Origin of the sequence: Candidatus Clostridium eludens (assembly GCF_045310515.1) — a bacterium.
GTDB classification, from domain to species: domain Bacteria; phylum Bacillota; class Clostridia; order Clostridiales; family Clostridiaceae; genus Clostridium_B; species Clostridium_B eludens.
Window position 1 is genome coordinate 1 of record NZ_JBJHZX010000103.1, and the last position, 3,767, is coordinate 3,767.

3 protein-coding genes, 1 pseudogene and 1 riboswitch are annotated in these 3,767 nt (G+C 29.2%); of the genes and pseudogenes, 3 read left to right on the forward strand and 1 reads right to left on the reverse strand.

The annotated features are described in order from the left end of the window. The first annotated feature begins 253 nt into the window (after window positions 1-253). The gene (locus ACJDU8_RS25210) at window positions 254-388 is read left to right on the forward strand and encodes a hypothetical protein (RefSeq protein WP_406794940.1); all 135 of its coding nucleotides are present in this window, start codon (window positions 254-256) and stop codon (window positions 386-388) included. A gap of 318 nt (window positions 389-706) precedes the next feature. Here ACJDU8_RS25210 and ytaF read toward each other — a convergent pair whose 3' ends face one another. Next, entirely contained in the window at window positions 707-1,321 is a 615-nt protein-coding gene (ytaF, locus tag ACJDU8_RS25215) for a sporulation membrane protein YtaF (protein WP_406794941.1), read from the reverse strand. A 377-nt stretch (window positions 1,322-1,698) separates the two neighbouring features. Here ytaF and ACJDU8_RS25220 point away from each other — a divergent pair, with 377 nt between their 5' ends. Beyond that, a complete protein-coding gene (locus tag ACJDU8_RS25220) occupies window positions 1,699-2,640 on the forward strand; it encodes a magnesium transporter CorA family protein (RefSeq protein WP_406794942.1) in 942 nt (313 codons plus the stop codon). Between the two features lie 418 nt (window positions 2,641-3,058). Then, window positions 3,059-3,224: riboswitch (M-box (ykoK) riboswitch) on the forward strand. A gap of 195 nt (window positions 3,225-3,419) precedes the next feature. Further along, window positions 3,420-3,668 (forward strand): annotated as a pseudogene (locus ACJDU8_RS25225) (divalent metal cation transporter); the annotation flags it as partial. Window positions 3,669-3,767: the final 99 nt, after the last annotated feature.

The following is a 3,767-nucleotide window of genomic DNA, read 5'->3' on the forward strand; positions in this document are numbered from 1 at the left end:
AATAATATTGAACGTACAGCCCTTGAAAAAATGAGAAAATCACCCTGGGGAGCAAGGAAGGCAAAAGAACTGTATATCCAAAAGAGAGAGGAATCAAGTCATAGTATTCATTGGGACATAGAAACCATGAATTTTGCTGATAAATATTTATATGGCAGTGGGTAAAAATCTTGGCTAAATATTATTGCAATAATAAGTAGGGGAGATATTTAATGTTACAGGAGTTAGGACAAGGTAAATGGAGTATAGGGCTATGGAGAAAATAAGGCGTACTCCCTGGGGAGTTAAGAAAGCAGAGGAATTATATATTGAGAAGGTTAAAAGTGCAAAGTATAGTGTAAATAAAGTTATTGATACAATTAATTTTGGATATAAGTATTTGGTTTAAAAGAGTGTGGCTGTTAGTACGCTAAATAGCATGAAAATGATAATTGAACGAAATAAAATTTGGGATAATAGATGGATTCACATAAATTTATCTATTATTCCAAATTTATTAAATTGTCCTCTTTCTTGGAGGATTTATTTGTTCCTTGGGATAAATATATGTTATACAAGTGTAATTTATCATGATAAGAGGAGAGTATTAAATTTACTACTTTCCTAAATTCATTAATGATGAACTAATTAATAGAGTAATAGACTCTTATTGTTACCAATATTCGTGCTACTTGCTAATATTTTGATTTTCGTAAATACAAAAATGTTAATTAAAGAATTCAATAATACCGAGTATTATTAGCAATATACCTGAAAATAATGGTGCATATTTACCCAAGAACTTACCTAATACATGGTTACCTATAGCTTGACCAAATACAATTGTAATGATACTCAATATAAATGTAGATATGACTGTAAATTGAATACTAACTCCTGTTATACTCGCAGCTACTCCAGTTCCTAAGTTGTTAAAAGTTAATCCGAATGCTACAAGGAGAGCTTCTTTCATGCTTATGTTACCAGAGTTATCTAAATCCGATTTTTCGGCATATTCAATCATGTCATGAATATTTTTCAGGGCAAGTTCCTTCGACTCGGTATTGTTTATAAGTTTCAATATGCTCTGAATTACAAAATATACTCCCAAGATAACAATAACTACGGCACCTAAACTATTAGTCATATAGTGAGGTAAAAATTTCGATATATATCCTCCAATTGACATAGATAAAAAGGTTCCGGTAGATGTTATAATTGCTATTATGAGATTTGCAATTATGCTCACATTTATTTTCTTTATTCCATAAGCTATTCCTACAACTACATTATCTAAGTTAGAGGATAAGCTAAACAATAATGCAGATAAAAACAATGCCATATATGTTCTCTCTTTTTATTAGTTACATTAATAATATATGGGCTGTAAATTTATATGGTGATTAAGAATTTATAAAAGTCTTTTAAAATTCTGCTAATAGAGTTTTTAGAACGTATTTTTTTGATTTTGTAAAATAAGTATATATTGATTTCAAAATAATTAAGTGGGTTATTATGGCATTAAATAATAGTTGTAAATCAACTTAAGGAATAAGAGGAGGCTTAGTAATGTTACCGAATGTTTAAAAGGAAGAGAATAATTAAATGATAACCAAAATTTAAAATAATTTTATTTTACTTGCCTGGTTTAAAATACGTTTTATTAATATATAATATAGTTAAAATATATAATATTATATTTTACAGGGAGGGCATTATATGATTTCAATTTATAAAACCGTAGGTACGCCAAATAATATACAACCTTTAGATTTTATAGAACGCGGTTGCTGGATTAATGTTGTAGCACCTTCCAATGATGAGTTGCTCTTAATATCAGAACAATCTGGTGTTCCATTAAATTTTTTAAGAACTGCACTTGACGAAGAAGAAACATCTCGTATAGATATCTATGATAATAATTTACTGATAATAGTTGATATTCCGTTCATGAGAATGGATGCTAATTCTTTAACTTATTGTTCTTATCCTCTTGCAATAATTTATACACAATCTAGCCTAATAACAGTTTGTCTAAAAAATAGTGAAGTTCTTACAGATTTTATAGATGGGAAAGTGAAAGCTTTTTATACTTTCAAGTACTCTAGATTTATTTTACAAATACTTTATAGAATAGCCCATTATTATCTACTTTATTTAAACAAGATAGATAAAACAAGTGTGATAATTGAGCGGAGACTTCATAAATCTGTGAAAAACAAAGAATTTATTGAACTTTTATCTTTGCAAAAATCTCTTGTTTATTTCTCCACATCTTTGAAAGCAAATGAAATAACTTTAGAAAAAATGTTGAAATTAGAGTTGTTGCAAAAATATCCAGAAGATCAAGATATTTTAGAAGATGTTATAGTTGAAAACAAGCAAGCTATAGAAATGACTAACATTTATAGCAATATCTTAGGAAAAACCACGAGTGCACTGGCTTCTGTTGTATCTAATAATCTAAACATAGCGATAAAACTTGTAGCTTCTATAACCATAATTATGTTTATTCCACGTATTATATTTAGATCTTTTGCTATGAATGTACCTGGAATACCTTTTAATAAGTCCCACAATGCTTTTTTATCCGTATGGGTAATATCAGCCTTAATTTGTGCATTATCTATAATATTTCTCTTTAAGGAAAATTTATTTTGATTTTAATGAAATTTTCTATTTCAATGGATGGTATTACCTCAAATACCTTCTATGTGATTTTTAAAAGAACGCTTAACTTAGATGGGACCTAGTTGATGGTAAAAGAACATATCGCTCAAAGATAAAATTAAATTAATGTTCTATAATGTACTCAAAACTGGTGAAAATATGATTTTGTTTATCAACTAGAACGAAAAATACTCTGGTTTTATTTTTCAGTACACCCTAATTGAGCAAAATAAGTCTAATATTTAATTACTTCGTATATTAGTTCTATTGTCTACAATCGGGAACAGCTCTAAGGCTGTTTTAGCACAATTTGTGGAAACTAATAAAATTCCATTAATTACATATTCTATTGACAAACTAAATAAAAAAATCTATACTTACAAAGAACAATAAATTTTGAAATAATTTAATAGTGTATTGTTAGGTGAGGCTCCTATACAAGATATACGCTTCTGCCCAGAAATATCGAAAGATACCAATGGGTTAGCAGGTATTACCGAATTAAGGTTCTACTTAATGAAGCTGAGGTTTTCTCAAAGCTGTATAGTGCTAAAGCTCAACGAAAGATATAATTTTTTTAGTTGTAGTTTTTGAGCCTTTTTTGAGGCTCTTCTATTTTTTTGTTAGGAGGTGAGGTCAATGGAAGCAGACCCTAGTCATTTATATATTGTTAAAATACACATATCAAGAAATAAAAAATCTAGAGAATACCTGCTTCAATTGATGGAGCCTAAAGGTTATTCTCTTGTATAATGGGGAGGTAAAATCTGATGAAAAAGAAAAATAAACTTTTATTTATATTAGGTATAATTGGACCAGGGCTGATTACAGTGAATGCAGGTAACGATGCTGGTGGAATAGCTACATATGTAACTATTGGAGCTTCATATGGTTATAGCATGCTATGGGGGTTGCTACTTATAACCTTCAGCTTAGCTGTTATACAAGAAATGAATGCAAGAATGGCTATAGTAACTGGCAAAGGTCTTTCTGATTTAATAAGGGAACAGTTTGGAGTTGTTTAGAGTAAGCAGGTATATAGCCTGACGTATGGACATATATATGGTTATAACAAGTTAATCTTCTAAAAATTTCAATAAATACTTTCATGGAGTGCT